The sequence below is a fragment of the Sphingobium sp. KCTC 72723 genome (assembly GCF_014280435.1).
Taxonomy (GTDB): Bacteria; Pseudomonadota; Alphaproteobacteria; order Sphingomonadales; family Sphingomonadaceae; genus Sphingobium.
Genome location: NZ_CP060389.1, coordinates 36026 through 57025, shown reverse-complemented (window position 1 = coordinate 57025; position 21000 = coordinate 36026). Strand labels below are relative to the sequence as shown.

The 21000-nt window shown below is 60.0% G+C and carries 27 protein-coding genes and 1 pseudogene; 11 read left to right on the top strand and 17 right to left on the bottom strand.

The annotated features are described in order from the left end of the window. The first annotated feature begins 145 nt into the window (after nt 1–145). A complete protein-coding gene (locus tag SPBM01_RS21705) occupies nt 146–1009 on the top strand; it encodes a LysR substrate-binding domain-containing protein (protein WP_188065910.1) in 864 nt (287 codons plus the stop codon). A gap of 111 nt (nt 1010–1120) precedes the next feature. On the opposite strand, the gene SPBM01_RS21700 is transcribed toward SPBM01_RS21705, so the two are convergent. The 15 genes and pseudogenes from SPBM01_RS21700 to SPBM01_RS21630 form a co-directional block, all read right to left on the bottom strand. Beyond that, entirely contained in the window at nt 1121–1285 is a 165-nt protein-coding gene (locus SPBM01_RS21700) for a hypothetical protein (RefSeq protein ID WP_188065909.1), read from the bottom strand. Between the two features lie 29 nt (nt 1286–1314). Further along, a complete protein-coding gene (locus SPBM01_RS21695) occupies nt 1315–2208 on the bottom strand; it encodes a zeta toxin family protein (protein WP_188065908.1) in 894 nt (297 codons plus the stop codon). Between the two features lie 8 nt (nt 2209–2216). Further along, nucleotides 2217–2519: a hypothetical protein gene (locus SPBM01_RS21690; protein ID WP_188065907.1), complete on the bottom strand. Its 303-nt coding sequence runs from the start codon at nt 2517–2519 to the stop codon at nt 2217–2219. Nucleotides 2520–2837: 318 nt separating this feature from the next. Next, entirely contained in the window at nt 2838–3143 is a 306-nt protein-coding gene (locus SPBM01_RS21685) for a hypothetical protein (protein ID WP_188065906.1), read from the bottom strand. A 71-nt stretch (nt 3144–3214) separates the two neighbouring features. Next, nucleotides 3215–3840 (bottom strand): annotated as a pseudogene (locus SPBM01_RS21680) (DUF6884 domain-containing protein); the annotation flags it as partial. A 36-nt stretch (nt 3841–3876) separates the two neighbouring features. Beyond that, a complete protein-coding gene (locus SPBM01_RS21675) occupies nt 3877–6027 on the bottom strand; it encodes a ParB/RepB/Spo0J family partition protein (RefSeq protein ID WP_188065925.1) in 2151 nt (716 codons plus the stop codon). A gap of 269 nt (nt 6028–6296) precedes the next feature. Beyond that, nucleotides 6297–6515, bottom strand: coding sequence for a nucleotidyltransferase family protein (locus SPBM01_RS21670; RefSeq protein WP_262504470.1), 219 nt, complete (start codon nt 6513–6515; stop codon nt 6297–6299). An 80-nt stretch (nt 6516–6595) separates the two neighbouring features. Beyond that, nucleotides 6596–6961 carry a hypothetical protein gene (locus SPBM01_RS21665; protein ID WP_223177836.1) on the bottom strand — a complete coding sequence of 122 codons (366 nt, stop codon included), beginning with the start codon at nt 6959–6961 and terminating at the stop codon, nt 6596–6598. Then, nucleotides 6958–7254 carry a hypothetical protein gene (locus tag SPBM01_RS21660; RefSeq protein WP_188065904.1) on the bottom strand — a complete coding sequence of 99 codons (297 nt, stop codon included), beginning with the start codon at nt 7252–7254 and terminating at the stop codon, nt 6958–6960. The genes SPBM01_RS21665 and SPBM01_RS21660 overlap by 4 nt, the downstream gene beginning before the upstream one ends. Before the next feature lie 58 nt (nt 7255–7312). Then, a complete protein-coding gene (locus SPBM01_RS21655; protein WP_188065924.1) occupies nt 7313–8257 on the bottom strand; it encodes an ArdC family protein in 945 nt (314 codons plus the stop codon). Nucleotides 8258–8705: 448 nt separating this feature from the next. Next, nucleotides 8706–9023 carry a single-stranded DNA-binding protein gene (locus SPBM01_RS21650; protein WP_188065903.1) on the bottom strand — a complete coding sequence of 106 codons (318 nt, stop codon included), beginning with the start codon at nt 9021–9023 and terminating at the stop codon, nt 8706–8708. An 11-nt stretch (nt 9024–9034) separates the two neighbouring features. Next, nucleotides 9035–9859 (bottom strand): hypothetical protein, encoded by an 825-nt coding sequence (locus SPBM01_RS21645; RefSeq protein WP_188065902.1) that lies wholly within the window; start codon nt 9857–9859, stop codon nt 9035–9037. Beyond that, a complete protein-coding gene (locus tag SPBM01_RS21640) occupies nt 9841–10692 on the bottom strand; it encodes a toprim domain-containing protein (RefSeq protein ID WP_188065901.1) in 852 nt (283 codons plus the stop codon). The genes SPBM01_RS21645 and SPBM01_RS21640 overlap by 19 nt, the downstream gene beginning before the upstream one ends. Before the next feature lie 279 nt (nt 10693–10971). After that, nucleotides 10972–11997, bottom strand: a complete 1026-nt coding sequence (locus SPBM01_RS21635; RefSeq protein ID WP_188065900.1) for a helix-turn-helix domain-containing protein — start codon at nt 11995–11997, stop codon at nt 10972–10974. Between the two features lie 186 nt (nt 11998–12183). Beyond that, a complete protein-coding gene (locus tag SPBM01_RS21630) occupies nt 12184–12597 on the bottom strand; it encodes a hypothetical protein (RefSeq protein WP_262504469.1) in 414 nt (137 codons plus the stop codon). 177 nt (nt 12598–12774) lie between these two features. Between SPBM01_RS21630 and SPBM01_RS21625 the strand changes: the two genes are divergently transcribed. Further along, entirely contained in the window at nt 12775–13029 is a 255-nt protein-coding gene (locus SPBM01_RS21625) for a helix-turn-helix domain-containing protein (protein WP_188065898.1), read from the top strand. 322 nt (nt 13030–13351) lie between these two features. Here the strand turns inward: SPBM01_RS21625 and SPBM01_RS21620 are convergent, their stop codons facing one another. Next, nucleotides 13352–13837, bottom strand: coding sequence for a helix-turn-helix domain-containing protein (locus tag SPBM01_RS21620; protein ID WP_188065897.1), 486 nt, complete (start codon nt 13835–13837; stop codon nt 13352–13354). A 158-nt stretch (nt 13838–13995) separates the two neighbouring features. Beyond that, the gene (locus SPBM01_RS21615) at nt 13996–14220 is read right to left on the bottom strand and encodes a hypothetical protein (protein ID WP_188065896.1); all 225 of its coding nucleotides are present in this window, start codon (nt 14218–14220) and stop codon (nt 13996–13998) included. Here SPBM01_RS21615 and SPBM01_RS21610 point away from each other — a divergent pair. The 9 genes from SPBM01_RS21610 (at nt 14138) to SPBM01_RS21570 (ending at nt 20771) form a co-directional block, all read left to right on the top strand. Next, a complete protein-coding gene (locus SPBM01_RS21610; protein WP_316725935.1) occupies nt 14138–15142 on the top strand; it encodes a lytic transglycosylase domain-containing protein in 1005 nt (334 codons plus the stop codon). The two genes, SPBM01_RS21615 and SPBM01_RS21610, sit on opposite strands and share 83 nt — an antisense overlap. Further along, entirely contained in the window at nt 15139–15393 is a 255-nt protein-coding gene (locus SPBM01_RS21605) for a TrbC/VirB2 family protein (RefSeq protein WP_188065894.1), read from the top strand. Before SPBM01_RS21610 ends, SPBM01_RS21605 begins: the two co-directional genes overlap by 4 nt. After that, nucleotides 15393–15707: a TrbC/VirB2 family protein gene (locus tag SPBM01_RS21600; RefSeq protein WP_066609300.1), complete on the top strand. Its 315-nt coding sequence runs from the start codon at nt 15393–15395 to the stop codon at nt 15705–15707. The genes SPBM01_RS21605 and SPBM01_RS21600 overlap by 1 nt, the downstream gene beginning before the upstream one ends. A gap of 98 nt (nt 15708–15805) precedes the next feature. Further along, nucleotides 15806–15973 carry a hypothetical protein gene (locus SPBM01_RS21595; RefSeq protein ID WP_169574839.1) on the top strand — a complete coding sequence of 56 codons (168 nt, stop codon included), beginning with the start codon at nt 15806–15808 and terminating at the stop codon, nt 15971–15973. A 30-nt stretch (nt 15974–16003) separates the two neighbouring features. Next, nucleotides 16004–16342: a type IV secretion system protein VirB3 gene (locus SPBM01_RS21590; protein ID WP_066609298.1), complete on the top strand. Its 339-nt coding sequence runs from the start codon at nt 16004–16006 to the stop codon at nt 16340–16342. Further along, complete coding sequence (locus tag SPBM01_RS21585; RefSeq protein WP_244884596.1) at nt 16335–18719, top strand: VirB4 family type IV secretion/conjugal transfer ATPase; 2385 nt, start codon at nt 16335–16337, stop codon at nt 18717–18719. Before SPBM01_RS21590 ends, SPBM01_RS21585 begins: the two co-directional genes overlap by 8 nt. A 1-nt stretch (nt 18720) precedes the next feature. After that, on the top strand, nt 18721–19431 hold the full coding sequence (locus SPBM01_RS21580; RefSeq protein WP_169574837.1) for a type IV secretion system protein: 711 nt from the start codon (nt 18721–18723) through the stop codon (nt 19429–19431). Between the two features lie 20 nt (nt 19432–19451). Next, nucleotides 19452–19724, top strand: coding sequence for an EexN family lipoprotein (locus SPBM01_RS21575; protein WP_066609295.1), 273 nt, complete (start codon nt 19452–19454; stop codon nt 19722–19724). A gap of 3 nt (nt 19725–19727) precedes the next feature. Beyond that, on the top strand, nt 19728–20771 hold the full coding sequence (locus tag SPBM01_RS21570; protein ID WP_066609294.1) for a type IV secretion system protein: 1044 nt from the start codon (nt 19728–19730) through the stop codon (nt 20769–20771). Nucleotides 20772–21000: the final 229 nt, after the last annotated feature.

Here is a 21000-nt window from a genome sequence, read left to right as displayed (position 1 = left end):
GGCAAACTCCTCGCGCGGTTTTGATGGCATAGTTCCCATGGCGATCTCCTTCGGAACCGCGTTGACAAACCAGCCATTATTTATGAAATGATTTTATGAAATCTCATGAATTGATAAATCGAATGGTCGTGAGATGCATTGGGCTATGACGTTGCGAAATCTCGATATTGATCAGCTCCGCGCATTTCTAACGATCGCAGAAACGGGCAGCTTCACGCGTGCAGGTGAAAGGCTTGGGCGCACCCAATCGACGATCAGTCTTCAATTGAAGCGACTCGAAAACCACCTGAATCGTGTACTTTTGGACCGAAATGCGCGCGGCGTCCGCCTCACCCTTGACGGACACAAGCTAATGGGGACTGCGCGCAAACTCGTCCACCTCAATGACAAGGCCGTTGCTGAGTTGCTGGAGCCGGACATTCGGGGCGTGGTTCGCCTTGGTGTGCCAGAGGATTTTGCTACGGTGCATCTACCCGAAATACTCGCTCTTTTTAACGAGGCCCATCCTCTCGTGGAATTGGAGGTGACGTGCGATTTGACGCTTAATCTCCTTGAGCGATTCCATGCGGGGGCCTTTGACCTAGTTTTGGTGAAACGGGAACCGGCAGCTGCGCTGGAGGGCATGCGCGTGTGGCGTGAGCCTTTGGTCTGGGTAGCCAGAGATCAAAGCGCAGCCGACAGTGTCGATACTGTACCGCTCGTTATGTCGCCGGCGCCTTGTGTCTATCGCAAGCGCGCGACCGATGCCCTTGACGCCATCGGACGCCCCTGGCGCATAGCCTACACGTCAACCAGCCTGGCGGGGAGCCAGGCAGCGGTCCGCGCAGGGCTCGGGATTACAGTGCTGCCGCGCGAAATGGTTCCGGAGCCTCTCGCAACTGTGACGGGTGAAGCAGGGTTGCCCATGTTACCGGACACAGAGATCGCGTTGATCGAAGGTTCAGCAATCTCCGAGACGGGACATATGCTGGCGCAGCACATCGTTGAAACGCTTGAACGGACAAGCTGACGGATAGGGAGCTATTCTGCATCTTCCGCTCTGAGCTGTCGGAAAACAGGCCTTTGCCGGCACCTCCACCCCGTCAATGCCAGTCCTCAGCGTATTTCTGATCCGTTCTACCTATTCGCCACGAAGGTATGGCAGGACCGCATCGAGCGCTGCTTTTGCCTCTGGTAAGTAGCTTTGCCACATCGGCTTGCCTTCGAACTTGATGTTCTCGGGATGGCCCGCCAAAAGGCAGAGCGCGCGAGCAGCGGCCTCCATAGCTTTGTTGATGTCGGGCATCGCACTCCCTTCACACAATTCCAAAAACGCTACCGCTCCCGGTCCTCGTCGCGCCGGGGAGGGGGCCTGTCCCTGTTCTGCGCCAGGTCGCCATTGCGCTGCGGATCTCGGGCCGTGATGACGCCATGCTTCTGCAAGATCGGGGTTAGCCTTTCAATCTCGCTCTGCTTATATTGAGCTTCCTGTGGCGTCAGGGGCCGACTGCGCTCGCGCTCCACCAGCTCCCGGGCGCGGGGCTCGCCCGCGCGTGCTGGCCCGGTGAGATCGAAGCTATGGATTACCTCGCCGCCACGCCTGTAGATCGTGAGCCTATCAGCAAGGCGTCCGTCCTGAATCCGGTCCAGCGTATCGAGCATACCGCGCAAGGCGTTCTGGTGGGCCTCGGTTGTGGTCATGCGCCCGATCCCCCGGCTCTCCTTCTGGGCCGCATATCGCTGCAGCACACCAAGGCTCGACATTTCGGGACTGACGGCCAAAGCCCGCGCATCGGTGCGAAACCCGGCATCTTTGAACTGCTGCAAGGTCGCCGCGACGGTCTCTGGGTTGCGCATCGTGCCTTCCACCAGAACATTGACGCGCCGCTGTGCGGCCTCGGCAATGGCTTTCTCGACCAATCGACCAGAATCGCGGTCGGTATAGAAGGCCGCGGCCTTGTCGTCAGCCCGCTGTAGGCTCTTGTAGTGGGGCAAATAGGCGCGAAGATCGTCACCGATGATCTTCACCATTCCGCCGCTGCCCGCAAATTCGCGGGTAGCGTGATTCTGCATGGGGGTTTTGCCCGAGCCGGGTTGCCCTCCTAGAACTATCGCGGTGGGCTGTTCGACGCTCTCCGCGCCTCGGAAGAGGCGCGGAGATACACGGGTTTCATAGATTTTCTGTAAGGTGTCGGATGACAGACTATGTCGTTCGGGGTCGCGGTCCATGCTGCCTCTTAGGCAGCGATGGGGACGGCCTCGGCGGCGTCACGCGCGCGTACAATCGCGCTATACTCGGAAAGCACTTGCCGGACATTCTCAGTGTCCATCACGTTGAGCGAGTGCATGATTGCGGTCGCCTGATCGGTCCGCATTTCAAGCCACTCGATCCGCGCCGCGCTGGGAGCAGCCCGCTCCTGTTCAAGCGCGATCTGTTCGCTGTAACCGGCGATCACGTCGTTGATGGCCTCAAGCGCCGCCTCGTAGGCAATCGCCTGATCTTGGGTCCACAGGGGGCCAGTTCCGCCGCTCGTCGTCATGCCTTTCCTATACCATCAAATCTTGAACGAATAAAGAACGGCGTCGATCCAAAGCCCCCCGGCAAAGCAAGGCTATCGCATATGGAATTCGAGCATTGGTGATTGGTGTGTTCGGAAAGTCGAATGCCCGAAAATGTGTACTTCTGGACGCAACCCGCAAATCGCCAAACACGCCGTTTGCGACACAAAATTTCATATGCAATCCCCCTGCCCGGCAAAGGGGGCCGGTGGAGCGGAACGCTCCACCGGCCAGCACGACGAACACCCTCGGACATTTCGCCTTCGTCCCCAGATGCCCGCAAACTCATGTGACGGGGATCAGGTCTCGCGCCACTTCTTGACAAGATCGGCCATAGCCTCCCTGTACGGCTCGCCAAAGGAATCGACGTAGATCGCGCCAGGATACTGGCCCAGGAAGGCGAAGATCGTCGCCATGTCGGCTGCGATGGCTCGGTCCACGCCAAACAGGTCTGCAATAGGGAAATGCCTCCAATCGTCGCCGTTCCACCATGCCAGGAGGAAGTTGGCGACACGGGCCGATTGCCCGGTGTCGGAGCGGGCAATGTCGATGAGACGGTCAATCACCATCTTCACTTGCGGATCAGCGAGAATTTCAACGGTCATCGGCTTCCTCCGTTCGCCAGTGTATCAGGTAATGCGCTCGATGGAACATCAGCGCCAGGACATCGGGTCTTGCGCTTGAGCCACGCCAACTGCTCGCCGATAGCCAATCCCTCCATGGGCGCGGTCGCGCGCTGCGCGATGTGCGGCCAGAGGGGATCGCGATAGCTGCGGCCTGCGAGAACGATCAGCGGCGCGGCGACGTCTACAACCCGGGCCAGTTCGTCCACCACGCGAGCGCCCCACAGGCGGCGAGCGGGTGCGCCCAGTGTGTTAAGGGTCATGTCATAAGGTTGGATGACGGCTCCGGGATCGATCAGACCATGTTGGGCTGAAAGGATCAGCCAGCGCGAGACGGTGCGCTCGACATAGGCGCGAGCCTTGCGGAACCATGGCAAAATATAGAGGTCGCGCGCCTCGGCCGCATGATCCAGCTTCGCCGCAACGCAAGCGACAAGATAGACGGGGAGCGGGGTGGGTGCCGCCTCGAGAACGGTTTCCCGGTCCATATCGCCAAGCCACGGGGTGACGGCCCATTTCGTGATCGCGCGCAGCGCCTTCGCGCCGACAGGCTTCCGGTCGGCCGCGTGGCTGATCGTGGAGCCTCCGAACAAGTCGGGCTGCTCGCCTATGACGTGGACGGGGGGATATAGCGGGGTTCGCGGATGCAATGGCGGGCCGTGGCAGTGCCTCTCGGCAGGGGAAGGTGCGGGGGACCCCCCCCCCCCGCAATGGATCAAGCGGCCTCGTCGATCTGATCGTGATCGTCGTCCTGATCCTCGTCCCCAAGTTCGTCGTCCTCGTCCGCTTCCGGTTCCTCCTTGGCGGGGAGGGGTTCGACAGTACCGCTCTCCATGAAGTCGGGCAGCCAGTTCACCGCCTCGGCAACATCGTCGGGATGAAGGCCAAGCAATTTGGCGTCCTGCTCGTCGCAATTCGTGATGCGGGCGCAGAAGGCTGCTGTTTCGTTGCCCTTCATGCCCTTTGCGTGATCCGCCAGACCCCATGTGTCGAGAAGGCCAAGGCGTGCCTTATTAGAGAAGGTGTTGAAAAATGCCTCGTCCAGCTCGACCGTATCGCGCCAGCGTCCAAAACCGGCCTCGGCCTCGATGCAGTTGGCAAGCTCGCGGACCATGCGCGGGGTGCGACCCTCGGAATATGCCGATGTGGTCGCCAAGAGCATGTGACCGGCGATCATCGCCGCTACCTTGTTCTTCTCGGTGTCGGACAGTTGGCGGAACAGAGCGAAACCCTCGATAGGGTCGCGCGCCGTCACCCACACGCCCAATGCCAGAGCCTCCTTGTCGGTGCACCATGCGGCGCGTTCGGGGCGGCTTCCGACAAGATCGTGAATCTTGGTGGTGCCGTCCTCATCATGCGGAAGATCGTTGATACCCTGCGGCTCGCCATGGAAATAGACGGTGTTCCCGTAGCCTTTGGTGGGGGTGAGGATCGTGCGGGCCTGCGTGAACAGCATGAAGTTGAGCGCGAGCGACGAACCGGCGGAAGCGGACTGCATCAACTCGGCCCGGATCATGTCGCGCCGGATCAGCATCATGACCTGCATGTTATCCTTGGACAGCCCGAAGCGCGCGCGCTCGGCCTCTGCCGGTGTCGGCGCTGGCTTGGGTCCACGCTGCTCGGTCGCCCCCTTGGGCAGTTCCGCGCCCTTCGCCGCCCGATCCGCAAACCAAAGCTCTACGTCGAAGCTGCCATCATTCTCGATCGATGCGACGGCGACGACTGCGCCCTTCTTGGGCAGGATGATGGTGCGCTGCGCGTCCATGTCCCCGATCTCGGTCGCCAGCTTCTCGTAAGCCTCTTCCAGATCGGGAAGCGGTTCGTCATCCTCCCCGATCATCGCGGCAAGGCGCGTTTCCATCGACGCATAGATTTCCGCGAGGTCTTTGGGGAGGTCGCCCCGCTTCGGGTTGCGGATACGAAGCTCATGGTCCGTCGAGAGATAGCCATATTGCTTGATCTGCGGAGGCGTCATCACCCACGAGAATTCAAGGTCGGCACGGCCCCACTTCTCGCCAAGCTTCCGGCCATTGCGCGAGATATTATGTTCGAACCGATCCTTATCCTCGGCTATACGCTGCTCGACTAGCTGGTGCAGAATGTCGGGATTCTGGACGATCCCCGCGCCGTCCTGTGCGAACAAGTCGGCCTCAAACTCGCCGCCAGCAGCGCGGTAGGCATCGACGCTGACATAGCACATTAGCTTGGTCAGTTCGTGATTGCCGGAGTTCATCGCCTTGCGAATGGCGCTCGCATTTTTCTCGTGCGGGCGGGTCGCCTCCTTCTCCAACTGGCGATAGACCGCGATCTGTAGCGAACGATCCTCCGTCGCCGCGTATGCCTGTGCCTGGGCGTCATCGATCTCGCCCGCGCTATAGAGGTCCATGATCTCGGGATGAAGGTTCGCAATCCGCATGATGCGCGAGGTGCGGGCCACATCGTAGCCGAACATCGCACCCAGCTCTTCTAGGGTCGCCTCGGGACGCTCGGCCCGAATGGCGGCGAAACCCATATACACATCGGGCAGGGCCATCGCCTCGCGCGCGCGGTTCTCGGCCATGCTGATTTCCGTGACCTTGCTCAAGTCATCGACCTTCATGCATGGGAAAGTCATTGCCTTCCGGCTCGGGTCGGCTTCGGCCAACGCCGTGAGAAGGCGGCGGCGGCGATCCCCGGCGATCACCTCATAACCGCCCGCCTCGCGCGGGATCACGACCATGGGTTGAATAAGGCCAACCGACAGCAAGGAAGCGGAGATTTCGGCATCGCTTGCGGCGCTGGATGGCTTCTTGCGAACATTCTGCTCGCTGCGGTGAAGCTGATCGACAGTCAGATGCAAGATGGTGGGCTTGGAAGTCTTAGCCATTGTGCTGTTTCCCTTCTTAAAATGGAGCCGAAGGCGATGGCCCCATCGACTTCTGCCAAGTGGCGAACTGGGCCGGGTAATGGCGCAAATATGGGCTGATCGCGGGGGAGGGGGATCACCCGGCCTGCACGGAGCGCAGCGGAGGAAGGACGGGGAAACCCCCGCGATCACCAAGCGGAGCCGCGTAGCGGCGGAGACGGCCAGGCCCTTGCGCCAGGGGGCCGGAACAGGCCCCTTACCTACAAATTGGCGTGGCGGCGCAGCCGCCTCTAATCAGCCTCTTTCCGCAAGAGCGCCCACGAGCACGTCCTTTGCTTTGATCGCACCCGGTCCTCGCAGACGTGGCGCTTCTCGCAAACGAAATGCGGCGTCGGTCGCAAAACAAGGGTGAGCAAGTCGCCTAGCCCGAAGGGGGCGGCCACTTCGCAATCGTCCTTGCCGACGCGGCGAACGGTAACGGCGGTCGCCGTCTCAGGCCAATATCGCATCGCCTCGGCTGCCTTTGCGATTGATCCCGCCCACTGGGCGGGTTCGTGCCGCTAGCAGGCGCGCGCGGCGGGTGTCTCGGTCAAGATTGCGCATTGGCGTCATGATCCATCCTCTCTGCATTGCGGCGCGCGCGCCGCTTTTCGATGACGCGGCGGGCCGCATGGGTCGATGCAAGATCGGGGTGGCCCTCCGCGATCTGCTCAAGCGTGGCGCGCGGCGGTGCGGCGATGCAGCCCGCCTCAATTGCCGCGCTATAGGCGCGCGCGGTCTGGTCAGCCTCGGCCAGTAGGCGGCGCGTCTCGGCCTCGTACCATCGGCGGAATCTCTTGGTGGGCGGCGCGCAGCGCAAGCCCGCATGAATATGGCCGCGCGCCTCGGCCATCGTCACCAAGCCCCACTCCTTCGCAAAAGCGGTGAGGCTCTGAACGGGCGGGGCGTCGCTCATAGCTGCGGCTCGGGCGTGCGAACGTCGCCCCGCTTGATCTGGAAACCGGCGCCGTCAAGTTCCTCGCAAATGGCCCATTGGCACTCCTCGCTCGTCCTGCGCGTGGCGATGTAGCTGCATCGACCATAGTGAAACTCGAAACCGGCGCGCTTCACGCATCCTCTAAAACGCTGGTGGGTGCGCTCGCTCCAATCCACGCTGCCAGCATAGTTGCGGAAGGCGGCGACAGCGCAAACGGAACCGTAATTCTCATCGCGCCAGCTAAGTTCGACCATGGGGAGTGTCTTGGGCATGGGTCAATCCTTCGGAATAGCGGGGGCGGGGCGGCGCTGGTGGCCGCCCTCGCCGGGATTAGGCAGCGCGAGACATTGCGGGCACTGCCATGTGGAACAGGATCAATTCGCTCCCTGTCTGTGCGGCGGTCGCAGCGCGGAAGATCGCGCGCTTGTCATTGCGAAGGGCGGTCAACCACGAGGCCAGATAGGCCGCATGATCCTCGCGCTCGGTCGGCTCCATGCCAAGCTGAGCGCAAAGCATGGCCGCGCCGATCTCTGCAATCAGTTCCTCGGCAGCGCGAATTTCCCTGCTCTTACCGTATTCGTAGAGCGTTTCGCGATTGAGCCGCGACGTGTGACCGGTGGAGTGGATGGCCTCATGCGCGAGGGTCGCATAGAAGGCGTTGCCGCTCACAAAGTCGCCAAAGGCAGGCATGGCGATGCTGTCCGCGACGGGGTGATAATAAGCGCTGTTGCCGCCCTCACGATAGGGGACCGGGTAGCGGGCAAAGGCCGCATCAAGCTCGGGGTCGCGCTCGTCGCGGTTCTTGATCTCGACAAGCGGGGCGGGGAATTTGCTCATGTCCAAGCCGTCGATCTGCTCGACATTGAATACGACATAGCGTTTCAGATACGCGCGGCTCGTTTCCTCGCCCTCGCTGTCGGTGATCGGCTCGCCTGTCTCGCCGTCCTTCGGGGTGAAGGTTCCGGCATGAACAACAAGATTGCCCTTCTCGCCCTTCCTGACCTGTCCGCCCAGCTCGTGCGCCTGCCGGTAGGTCATCCAATGCGGGTTGGTGTAGCCGTGCGCCATGGCGGCGGACCACAACAGCAGGATATTGATGCCGCGATAGGCGGTGCCCTCATGGCGAAGCGGAAGCGATGCCGCGCCCGATGCCCAGCGTGGGGACCATGGGCGGGTGCCTGCCTCTAGCAGCGCAACAATCTGGTTGGTGACTTCCTCGTAAACGTCGACGCGCGCAGCGGTGGTCTTGCGGGTCTTGCTGGTGTTCCGTGGCATGTGCTGTTCCCTTCCTAAAATGGAGCCGAAGGCGATGGCGTCCATCGACTTCTGCCCGCTGGCGAAGTGGGTCGGGGAATGGCGCAGTGAGGGCCGATCAGGGCGGAGGGGGATCGCCCGTCCTGCACAGAGCGCAGCGAGGGAAGGATGGGGATACCGCCCTGATCGCCAAGGGAGGTCGCGCAGCGGCCGAGACGGTCTAGCCCTTGCGCCAGGGGGCCGGAACAGGCCCCGAAACTGGATCAGTGACGCGGCGGCATTGCCGCCTCCTGTTCGATCGCGCCGGTGTTCCGGCGTGCCAGATACAAAAACACCGCAAGAATCTCGTTCGAGATCCTGCGGCGATTTCAAGGCGAGGATCGTCACCCGAATGGGACGAAACCGCTTGCGGGTTCGGTCGGAGCGGAGCGGAGATAGAGCCGTGCCGAAGGCCGCCCCCAGCTCCATGTTACCCGGCATCTTTCCGAACAAGAATGGAATATGAATCAGCAACTAGATCAGTGTTATAAATTGTCTGTCCATCACGATCATATGAGGTCTGCTTTACCCGTCCCGTTACATGAACCATGTCACCTTTTGCGGAGTTTTGGGCATATTCAGCGCACTTTCCAAAGCAAGTCACCCGGTTCCAATGAACCTCTTCCTGCCATTCACCGTCAACCTGCCGATTATAATTCGATGCAATATTGACGAACGTGACCTTTTCCTTCTCATCAACGCCGCCAACCTGTCCAATAATACGAAATTCAGCGATATTTCTTGGCATTTCCAGCACTCCTACTGTTGCGGGTAAAGTGGCTCGGTCGGGATCGACGGCACCTCGTATGGCTTCGGGTCAACCAGCTCGGCTTGCAAGATCAGCGGTTCCCCTTCGACCTGGGCACGTTGCCCCTCGATCTGGCCGACATTAGGGGACGTGAACGGGGGAAACTGCTCGGGCGACACGGCCCATTTCAAAGGCATTTGATACTGAGCGAGATTTTTCGGCGTCATCGCGCGCTGATACGTGTCGCGCCAATCGCCAGCGATCCGCTGCTGCGCGACCGAAAGCGCAATCTGGCGGTTGCAGACCATCTTCGTCAGAAGCATTTCGAGATGGTCTTTCAGCTCGCGGTCAGGCCCGGTCCACGTCTGCAACCATAGATTTCGCGGATCGGCCACCGCCCCGCCAAGAGAGATTGGCACCAGATAGTCGAGTGAAAAATCGTCGGGATTTTCGCCGGGATAGAGACTTTCAACAAGGCGGCGGGTCGCCGCGGCCTTCCACGAAGGCGGCGGCGACTTTTCGGCCTGGTACTCGCCTTTGCAGATGGTAGCGGCGATATTGTCTTGGGTGATCACGGGATTGATCGCGCCAGGTGTGCGAGCTGGGTCGGGGATCGAGGGCAAGACGATCTGGCGGATCGGCTGTTTTGCATTGATTGCGGCGAAGGTCGCCGCTGCCTGACAATTCGCCGGATCGAAGAACTGGCCGCAGGCCTCGCGCGAGCTATGGGGAGGATGCGCGACAAAATCAGGGTGAGATTGCACGAAAACCGCGCCAAGAATGACGGCTCCTGCGAGCAAAATACCTATCTGAGCTTTCACGCGGCGGCTCGCCATGCGTCATTCCAATCGCCGCCGATAGGCGGCAATTCGACGGATAGACGGCGCCCGTTTGCGGTCAGGTTTGCCTCGCCTTTGGCGAGGCCACGGGTCGCGGCTGATCCGTGCTGGGAATAGACTGTGATCGTGCGGACATGATCGGGGATTACGAGGTGGGCATATTGCTCGATGCCGTTCGCAGACCAGCATCCCGTCAAACCGAACATGCGTATGACGGACTCGGCATCTTCAAAGCCCTCGGCCAGATTCAGATGGTCGGCCTCGATGCGGCCGATCTGAATTGAGCCGCCGCGCGGTAGAGCGAGGGTGCGTTTGGGTTCGACCAAACTGCCGTTCTTATTTCCTGCCCGGTCCACGAAGATGCGCTTGAGAGCGATGACTTGGCGGCGCTCGGTGATTGGCAAGAGCAGCGCCGGCAGGCGCAGCTTTTTGCCTTCTTCGTAGACAAGCGATGCAGGCTCATATCGGCCAATTGTTGAATGGCCGATTTTGCGCATTTCAAGATAGAGTTGGGCAGGGGTGCCGGCGATCGGCAACGCCTTGCTCCATAGCTCGCGCGCCAGCGGTGCCAGGTCGCGGGCAACAGGCGGCGTAGTGTCGCGTTCTGTAGGGCGGACATATCCGCCATGCCGGGATAGCGCAGCCATTATCTCGGCCTGGTTGCAACCGGCGAAACAGTGGAACAACACCACGTCTTTCCCAGGTGTGACGGAAAGCGACGGGCTGCGATCCTCATGTGCCGGGCAACGCGCCTTGCCGTAAGACCCGTGCCACGTTCCGTTGAGGCGTTTCACAGCTTCTTTAGCAGCGGCGGTCGGCGTCAGTTTCATAGTCCGGTAATAGCGTATTGAACAAAAGCGGACAATCGCTAACCCGCCGAATTATCGCTTTAGGCTTTGAAAAGTCGGATCGCGTTCCCTTCAAACGGAGCCGCATATTGACGCTGAGGCCATTCAAAGCGGGCAGCAAGCGCGACGGGGAGTAATATGAAGCTGTCATAGCCGCTTGCTCCACCTGGGGAGCATTCCGGCGGCGAAGCCGACGGTCCTGTCCTTTGATCTGGCGCTGATGGCGAAATCGAAGCCGTTAGCGTGCCGCCTCGATGCCCGTCAGGGCTGAATCGTTGCCCGACTAGGGCAACTCCGCTTCTCCGTAGAGATAGAATATAAAACTGTATGAGGAGCAGTGCCGTTATTGCACCCACGGGAATACGCATCTGAGGCTTGCCGGGCAGCGGAGCGCTCGGCGGCCAGGATCAGTGCCGCCCGCTGGGCTGGGTCGTCGGGCATAAGGCGGCGGCGCTCGATTGCTCCGACCGATGCGAGCATATCCGCGTGTTGCTCCAAGCTGTCAGCCCGGCGCTGCGTCTCATCCTCGGGGACTGGGGAGAAAAGCCCGATCATCTTACCGATCCACTGAGGGACATGGCAGCGGTAGAGATTGGAGGTCTGTTCGGATCGCGCCCCGTGCTGGCTGTCGCGGGTGTAGTCGTACCGTCTGATCCATTCGAGTAAGCCCAACTCGCGCAGCCGGTCGAGCGAGTATTTCACGGTGCGTCGGCCAAGCCGCGTCCAGCGCATGAGCGTCTCATAAGAGGGCACGCACCAGCCTTTGCGATAGCGCAGCTCGTCCACGATCTTGAGGAGCATATCTCGGCAAGACCGGGTGAAGAGTGTCAGCTTATGCTGTTCGGGCGTTAGCTCGCCACCCTGCCTTGCTTCGGCGGCTAGATCTCGCGCGCGCTCGAACATCAGATGGATGGCGCGGCGAAGCTCTTTCAGTTGATCGAATGAGACGGGCCGGACAAATTCGGCCTCGGCCGCATCCCCGGTCCTGACGCTGTTCGCCCATACGGGCCGCCCTGTGACGTGCGTACCGCCCCGACTTGTGCGGCCGCGGGGTTTTGTGCCGATGAGGCGCGAGGCGGTGTGGCTAAGCCCTGTCTTTGTGCCGCGTTCGAGTGGACGCACGCCGCAAATGACGGCCAGTGGCAGGACCGGCACGCCGCATGATCGTTGCTTCTGTTGAAGCTCGAACGCGGCGGCAATGTCCGCATCAACAATGCCGAAGGCGCGCAGCTCCGCGACTGCGCCTGTCGGCACGTCAGCGAGGCTTGTTTCAAGGGTAAGCAGCATCGTTCGTCCTCCCATGTGGAAGGCCGTTCGCGGGCAAAGCTATAACGTGGCGCGAGACGCGCTGTTTCTTGACAGTGGGTTCGGGGAGGTCTATCTAATCACTAGCTTTGAATGACAGATTTGCGATTTAAGTGGCGCCAACCACCTGATAGCAACCCCGATGCCCGGCCTCGTGCCGGGCTTCGTTTATCCGCTCACGGCTCCCCCTTCTTCGATCAGTGGCAGTTGCACGGGTGCTGGCGTCAAATCCTTGACGTAGGCACCAATGGTTTCGAGCGCGGCCCCTAGCGGGATGCCACGATTTCGATGTGCGATGGCTTCAAGGAAGGCATGATGCTCGCGCGGTATATGCACGGCGATCTGCTTCATATTCATGTGATCGTCTGGCGGGGGCGGTGGAACCAGCTCAGCCGCAGAGTAAGCAAGAATAGCTTTTCTAATCATCGCAGAAACAACATGGTCAAGGCCGCGCATTTTATGGCGGGCCTTCAGCTCCTTTAGGTGCTCGGCAAAGCTAATTGGGATTTGCAACTTACATTGAACAAAGTCAGCATCATAGAGCGCCTGCCGCTTGCGTCTCATACAAGCGGCGGGAGTCACGACTCGATTCTGTGCAGCGGGTTGGCCCATGGTGCATTGGCTATTGCGAATACGGGGGGTTGTCAAATTTGACCGCCCCTCGGGTAGTTAATCAGAGATAGTGTCGCGTTAGCCGCCACCGCGTTATATGTGTCCGTATCGGATGATTAACAGCCAGAAAAGGAAATCGGGATCGCAATGCCGCAATACCTAAAACTAGACCAAGCGGCGTCTGAGCTGGCCACAAGGCTGGGTGAAAACTGCCGAGCGCGCCGAGCGAAACTCAAGATTTCGCAGGCCGAATTGTCGGAGCGAAGCGGCATCGCCGCTTCCCACTTATCGTATATCGAGCACGGGAAGGCGAATCCCACGCTGGAGGTCATCGAACATCTGGCAAAGGGATTGGAGTGCAGCGTGATTGAGCTGCTGAGCGATACGATAAAGAAGAAGTAGGTCTGCTAATGATTATTGTTAGCTGGATATGCCAGGAGAGGGAGGGTTAAGGTAATCGGCCTCTCAACGGCAGCAGAGACAATGAATGACGATGCTAAACAATAGGGGCGAGGGTTCAAGTCTCACTCAGACCCTCGCCAATAAAACTGCAAGCGAATGCAAGAAAACTGGAATATCAGTCGCCCAACTTGCGCACGCCAGCGCCATTGATGTTGAGCGGCTTCATTCAATAATGGATGGCAAGGCGACGGAGATTACGCTCCGTGAAATCGCAGGTCTAGCCCTCGGCCTAGGAACGTCGCTAGCAGTATTGCTCGGGGACTCATGAAGTCACCGCCTCGGAATCCCGATGCCGCTGCAAAAAATCAAATAATGTGGTGCGGCCGATGCCCAAATCTTTCGCAACGCTGCTTACCGTTGCGCCGCTATCGTCAAGCATGCGCCTGATGGCGGGAAGCTGATCCTCGGTCAGCTTGGGCTTGCGCCCCGGCTTTGAATCGGTCGGGCGAGTTCTGACGCCGTGGGTGAGGCGCCAGTGATTATCGAGTCCAGTGACCAGCTTGAATAGGTCGTTGCCTTCCTCGGGTTTGATAACGATCCCAGGGGCGGCGAACTGGATGCTGACCCCCTTTTTCAGCATTTGCCGCATGAAACGAAGAAGGTTCTGCGGGTGCATGGGCAGACAGGTGAAATCATAGATTTTGATCCTGTCGCCGCTTTCCAGCGGCATGCCGCCCTGCGCGAGCTTGTTCGGCAAATCATTGAGATCCATCCGCGCTTCGTTCGCGACTAGATCACTGTCCTCCATGCAGAGAGCCTTCTGCTCCGAAATGGATGGAGAATGAGCCGTTTCCGACAGAAATAGGATCGTCTTTGGCAATGCGGTTCCGCTTTGGCTCGTAGGTGAAGCTGAACAGCATTCAGCCGAAATATGGAGCAAGAGCTAAGCCATAGGTGCCGTCTCCATCAAGCGCGTTCGGGTTCAGCTCCGGCCAAAAAGACGATCAACCGTTCATCGCATCGCGGAATCCCACAAGCCGAAAGCGTGTTGTCGGTAGTGTCGGATATGTGTACCAGAGAAACCGGACTCTCCATAAAGGTGCGCTGAATGCCTTTAGATGCTACGGTTTTGGCGGCGTTACTGCAATCATGCGCGGCGAATGTCGCGCCTGCAACGATGACGGCAATCATACAGGTGGAATCTGAGGGCCATCCCTATCGGATCGGCGTCAATTCGGGCGGTTCGCTCCAACGCCAACCGGCCAACGGAGCCGATGCAAGCGCCACAGCGCGGGGCCTACTTCGCAAAGGGGCCAACTTTGACGCTGGCCTCATGCAAATCAACAGCGCGAATTTTGCGCGCCTCGGTGTGACAGCCGAGACGGTTTTCGACCCCTGCACAAACCTGCGGGCAGGCGCGGCGCTGCTTGCTGACAATTACAGCCGCGCTCGTGTGGCGGGGCACGCTGACCCCCTCCGCGCGGCGCTGAGCGAGTATAATACCGGCTCGCGGGCCAAGGGCTTATTCAACGGATATGTCCGGAAGGTCTATGCGGCGGCGACTGGTCGCACGTCTGCGGTGCGGCCTGCGGTGGTGCAGCTCTCCTATGGCTCGGTGTCGCCGGACAAGGTTGGAAACCTGTTGCTTTCGGCATTCGGCGGCAGGATCACCGATACGCTGCGCCCGATCAACGCGACCTATGGAGCCGTCCATAGCTATCACAAGGTCGGTCGTGCGGTCGATTTCGTTCCGCGTGGCGGCGTTGGCGCGATTACCCGCGATCAAATTCGCGCCGTGATGGCGGCCAATGGTGTTCGGATCGTAGAATTGCTTGGGCCAGGTGATCCGAAGCATTCGGATCATTGGCACGTCGCTTGGGGGACGGACACAGGCTCTCCCCTCGAACGGCCTAGCGATGCTCAAGCGCCTTGGGCGGTGGCGACATATCAGCCTCAACAGGCGGTGGCAGGCGCTTATCAGGTGTCCGCTTCACTCAATTCCGAGACGCGCGACGGTGCGGAGGGCGCAAGCCCGCCCCCCGCGTGGGACGTTTTCGCACAGGCCAGTTGGCGGCAACGCCAGTCCTCCGGTTCGGTGGAGGGAGGCCTGTGAGCATCTTGCTGAAGATCATCAAGAGATTGTCGGTCGTGCTTGTGCTCGGCCTCGTTGCAACTCCCGCTCATGCTGATGTGAACGGGATAGCAACAACGGTCCTCAACGAATTAAAAGCTCTCGTAGGACCGGCAATAATGCTTGGCGTAATTTGGCTGGGCATTCTCATCATGACAGGAAGAGGGACACTTATCGTGTTCATTACTTTCTGCGTGGGCATCGCAATCGTAGCAAGTGGAGGTTTCTTCTGATGAAAAAGCTCGTTTCCAACATCAAGGGGCGGTGGTCGACCAACTACGCGCTCGCCGGTGCCGTCCTCTCGATGCTGCCTGTTCCCGCATGGGCGCAGGCCGCAAACCAGACAGAGGTGGCGTCCATGGTCGACTCCATCCTCAATTTGCTGACCGGGCCTATCGCAAAGGGTCTGGCCGCAATCGCGCTGGTCATCGCCGGCATCATGTTCTTCTTCGGCGCTGGCAATAAGGGGCTGCTTGGCTCGATCATCGTCGGCTGCTTCATCGTTTTCGGCGCCGGTTGGCTCGTCGATACCATTTCGGGAACGTGATGCGCAGGGTTCGTCTCTCTGCGGCGACCCTTGCTGGGGTGGCTTGGTCGGTTCCGGGGGCGGCGCAAGTCGCCTCCGCCTCCGCCCAAGCCTCTTCCATGGCAACCAAGATGATGGCCGCTGGCGCTGCCATCGGGACGCTCGCGCTCGTCATCGCCGGGTATTTCTTCATGGCCGGTCACGGTGATCGCCAGTCGCTCGCGTTGTGGGCTGCTGGCCTAATCGTGCTGCTGTGTGCCCCGGCCATCGTTGCTTTGCTGACATGAAGCCGCACGGCGGCAAAAGAGAGGTTCCGGGTGTCTGAGCCAGAATATCTAACCGAAGATCCGCTGTTCTTGGCCCTGACACGTCCGACACTGTGGTTCGGCGTCCCTGTTGAGGCAACGCTGGCGATCGGAATGGCATCGGTGTTCACGCTCATGGTCGTGGGCAACCCGATTTGGGCGCTGGCAATTGGTGGCGCGCTCCTGGGCGCAGCCCGGCTCATCGTCCGTGCCGACTACAATATGTTCAAGATCATCTTCCTTTTCGGCCGCACGAAAGCGCCCGCGCCGAACAAGTCGGTTTGGGGCGGGTCCAGCTATTCGCCGCTGCCGGTCAAGGGCGTGAAGCGGAAAGGATTTGATCGTGTTTAAGCGCAAGCCCCCTATCAAACTGGAGCGCGACCCGTCGCTGTATCTGCCCTACGCGCGCCATGTGAATGACAACATCGTCGCGCTCGACAACGGCGAATATATGGCCGTTTTCGCGCTCGACGGGATCGCGTTCGAGACGGCTGATGTGTCCACCATCAACGATTGGCACGAGAAGCTGAATACCGCTTGGCGCACTATCGCGCACGAACGGGTCGCGGTCATGGTCAACACGATCCGGCGTATCGACAGCGGCTATCCCGAAGGGGAGTTCCGGTCTGCCTTCGCGCGCGATCTCGACGCCGCCTATCGCAATCGCGTCCTCGCCAAGCGTATGTTCGTCAACGAGCATTATCTGACGGTCCTCTACCGGCCAGCGGTGGGCGCAGCCGACAAGGCCGCGTCATCGGTATTCTCAATGTTCTCCAAGGCCAGCGCTGCGGAAGCCGAAGAGGATATTATCGAGACGTTCACCGACATTCTGCGTGACGTGGATAAGCTGCTCGGTCGCGTCAATCCGCGCATCTTGGGCGTGTACGAGTTCAATGGCCTGCAATTCAGCGAGCCTATGGAATTGATGCAGCGGATTATGACCGCCGACAAGCGGCGGGTGCCGTTGGTGCGCGGCCATTTGGGCCGTGCGGTCTACTCGGATCGGGTCATCTTTGGACAGGAACTGTTCGAGGTTCGGGAGCCGGGAGGTTCGCGGTACGGCGGCATTTTGGCGGTGCGCGAACATGCTGCACGCACGTTCCCCGGCCAGCTCAACGCGCTGTTGGAATCGAAATTTGAGTTTGTGCTGGGCCAGGGCTTCGCCTTCCTCGGCAAGCAAATGGGTATGGAGACGGCGCGGCGGAAGCGCGCGCAACTGAGTGCCACCGATGACGTGGCGTTCAGCCAGCAATCCCAACTGGATGAAGCCATGGACGATTTGCAGTCCAATCGCTTCGTCCTTGGCGAGCATCATCTGGCACTGTCGGTCTTTGGCGAGACGCCGAAAAAGCTCGCGGAAAACATGAGCGTTGCCCGTGCGGCGCTCTCCGAAAGCGGCATTGTCGCGGCGCGCGAGGATTTGGCTCTGGAAGCGGCCTACTGGTCGATGCTGCCGGGCAACTTCGCATGGAGGACGCGGCCTGCGGCCCTCACATCGCGCAACTTTGGGGCACTGGCGCCGATCCATACCTATCCGCTCGGTCAGCCGACAGGAAACCATTGGGGCAATGCAATTGCCCTGCTCAAGACAACGGCCAATTCGCCCTATTTCTTCAACTTCCATTTTGGCGATGTAGGTCACACCCTCATTCTCGGACCATCTGGCGGCGGTAAAACCGTCATCCAGAATTTCTTTCTGTCGCAGGCTGAAAAAACCGGCGCGCGCATGGCCTTCATCGACAAGGATCGCGGCGCGGAGATTTTCGTCCGCGCTTCGGGCGGCACCTACCTTGCTCTCAAGAACGGCCAGCCATCGGGCTTCGCGCCGCTTAAGGCGCTGGATCACAGCCCCCGCAACCGTGAGTTCCTTGCATCGTGGCTGCGTCAGCTCGTCACCCCTGACAATGGCGAGCTGACGCCCCCGGAGCTTTACCAGATCAATCAGGCGCTCGATGCCGTGGCCCGACTGCCGCAAGAACTTCGGTCCCTCGCGGCGATACGGTCGCAGCTCGACCAAACCAGCGTGGAAGGCATTGGCGCACGTTTGGAACGGTGGACCAAATCTGGCGAATTTGGCTGGGTTTTCGATAATGACGAGGACACGTTGCGGCTCGATGCCCGCCTTATGGGCTTCGACATGACGGACTTTCTCGAAAACAACGCGATCCGTCCGCCGCTCATGAGCTACCTGTTCCACAGGCTTGATGACATCGTGGACGGGAACCCGGTCATCATCGACATTGACGAGTTCTGGAAAGCCTTGGGCGATCCAGCATTTCGGCATTTCGCCCGTGATGGTCTGAAAACCTATCGTAAGCGCAACGCCATGATGATGTTCGGAACGCAGTCACCGGCTGACGCTCTGCGCTCGGACATTGCCGAAACCATCATCGAGCAATGCCCAACGAAAATCCTTCTGCCTAACCCGAATGCGCAGGCCCGCGACTACATCGACGGCCTCAATCTGACCGAAGCCGAGTTCCGGCTTATCAAGGTCGATCTATCGCCGGAAAGTCGGCGCTTCCTCATCAAACAGGGTCATGATTCCGTTGTGGTCGAATTGGACCTTAACGGCATGGCTGACGAATTGGCGGTGCTCTCGGGCCGCCAAGGGACGGTCCAGTTGCTTGACGAGCTGCGGGCCGAGTTCGGGGATGATCCCGATGTTTGGTTGCCCGAGTTCAAGCGCCGCTGGCGTTCAGTTGGCAAGAAGGAATGGAGTGCCTGATATGAAGAAAATTCTAACCTTCGCAGCACTGGCTTTGTCGCTCGGCGGCATGTCCGGATCGGCCCATGCCCAATTGGCGGTCGTTGATGTTAAGTCGATCGCGCAAGCCCTGCAAACAGCCAAAAACACGCTCAATCAGTTGGAAGAGGCAAAGAAACTCTACAACACGATGAACAGCCTTTCGCAAATCTCGAATGTCGCTCAATCGCTGAAAGCGGAGATTTTGCAGACGGCCTTGCCGGACGGAATGCAGGATTCAATCAATCTGATCTCCGGCGATCTGGCTGACCTGGGCGCGCTCGGCAACCGCGCCAAGGGGATCATGGATACCAGCGATTTTTCGCTTTCCGGACTGAGTGGCGACTTTGGCGATGCCGAGGGCATCTTGAACGGCGCAGCCACGCGAGGCGCGCGCGATCAAGCCTATGGCGAATATATGCTGGAAGCCACCACGGCGAGCGGTGACGGCCTTAAGGAGCTGAGCACCGGCCTCGCGTCCGCAACAACGGCGCGTCAATCGCAGGACATTGCAGCGCGAGCGAACATCGAAAACGCCGCGATCAATAACCGGCTCTTGCAGATGCAAGCGGCGGAACAGGCTGCGCGCGGTGCGCTGGCGGTGAAGTCCTCTGCGGACTTCGCCAATCAACAGCGCAAGACGCAGGAAAACATCGACAGCGGCGCGCTGTGGCCGACGTGGAACGGCAACTAAGTAAAATGGAGGATCGGGCCATGCGGAAGTGCTTTGCAATACTTGCGGCTGCGGCGCTTCCGCTGGCCGCCTGCGGTGAGGCGGAAAAGTCCGTCGATTACTATTTGAAGCATCTGGACGAGGCGCGGGAAAAGACCGCGCGTTGCCAAAGCAATGGTGACGCGGGAGTCAACTGCGGGAACGCCGCTGTAGCCATCAAGCGCAATGCCGAAGAGCAATTCAAGCGTGAGCGCGCGCGGACGGAAAAGAACCTCAAGAATGGTTCGATCTGGCCGACCTGGAACGGGAAATAGGTCATGCTCGACGCGATCTATAACATGCTTGAAGGCCAGATTACCGGCACCCTTTCGGGCAAGTACGCTGCCGTGATGGGGTTGGTGTCGGCGCCACTGCAAACCGCTATGGCAATCAATCTGGTGATCGTCGGCTTCGCCGTCATGCGCGGGGTGTCCAATGAGCCATTCGGCAATTATCTCGGCACCTGGCTCAAATGCTACCTCGTGATCTTGGCGGCGACGTCCACGATCGCACCGCAAATTGCAGCAGCAGCCCAACAAGCTCCGGACCAGCTCGCGAACGCATTGGGCGGTGGTGCGCTCAATGCGACGTTCGATGCGTTCGTTAAAAACGCCGTCGAGCCTGCGCTTTCGATCCATAACCAGATGGAGCCTTGGATCGAGCCAAGCACATTCTTCCCGTACACGATCCCGAACCTTGCGACCGGCTTGATGGTCATTCTCATTATGGTGATGGCCTACATCATCGCGGCTATCGCCATGACAATCGTCCTGTTCATAAAGTTCGGCCTTTTCGTGACGATCGCCACGATGCCGATCTTTGTCGGCGCTCTGATTTTCCCGTCATCCTCGGGCCTGTTCTTTAGCTGGCTCGGTGCGGTGCTGAACTACGCCATTCAAACGGCGGCGGTCTCGATCGCGCTGCTTTTCGTGGTGGCGCTGGTGAACGCGATCCCCGGTTCTGTCGGCGCTGGCGCTGGTGGCGATACGTGGACGGCGCTGGCGGCGATGATGCTGCAACTTGTCGCGGTATTGGTCGGCGGCTTCATCATCATGCAGGCGCAGTCCATCGGTTCATTTGCGGGCGGCGGCGGATCATCTGGCGCGGGCTTCCTGTCCGCGATCTACCCGTCAATGCTCCAACGCAAAATCATGAACTCGACCCTTCGCGCGCCGAAGGGCGCGGCGAACGCGGTTGGCAACACGGCCCGCTGGTCGCTCAACAGGCAGACCGCCAATCGGGCCGCATTCGTTCAACAGGCTCAAGCATCTTCGGGTCGCACTTCGATGCCCGGTGCATCGTCCCGCCCCGGCAACAGGTAGGAGTAATGGCAATGTGGTTGAATAATCACGGTGCGCTGGTTGCGCGCCGCTGGGGAAGGATTCTCTGTGTCGGGGTCGCAAGCTGCGGTGTTGTGGCCTGTGCGACGACTTCGGAGAGTCGCAATCCCCCTTCAACGTGCAGTCGGTCGGACGCGCGGCCCGCAAATCCCTATGGATCGGTCCTCTCCGCCCCGGTGGTCAGCACAGCGCCTCAAGGCGATGTGATGGT